This window comes from Gluconobacter sp. Gdi (assembly GCF_014132155.1).
Classification (GTDB): Bacteria; Pseudomonadota; Alphaproteobacteria; order Acetobacterales; family Acetobacteraceae; genus Gluconobacter.
Map to the genome: position 1 here is coordinate 1 of NZ_BLJQ01000099.1, position 244 is coordinate 244.

The window sequence follows — 244 nt, forward strand, 5'->3', positions numbered from 1 at the left end:
CTGCATCGGATCCCGCAGGTTGAGAAGTGCCGCACGTTGCGTTGCCAGCCTTTGCGTCAGGCCCTGAAGCTGCGCATCGTAATCAGCCCCCGTGGCTGTCCCAGCCTTGTGAAGGTCCTGCAGATTCTGCAAAGCCTTTTCTGTGCCGGTGATGGCCTGCGTCGCCGCCTGATACTGTCCTGAAAAAGAGCTGTCAGGCGTAGAGAGAACATCATCCACACTGGAGCGTTTGGCCGCAATCGTG

Annotated in this window: 1 protein-coding gene; it reads right to left on the minus strand. The window is 58.6% G+C overall.

Translation table 11 applies throughout. The features are described from left to right. A partial coding sequence (locus JN414_RS16655; protein ID WP_202208901.1) for a hypothetical protein occupies positions 1-244 on the minus strand: 244 nt, incomplete at both ends.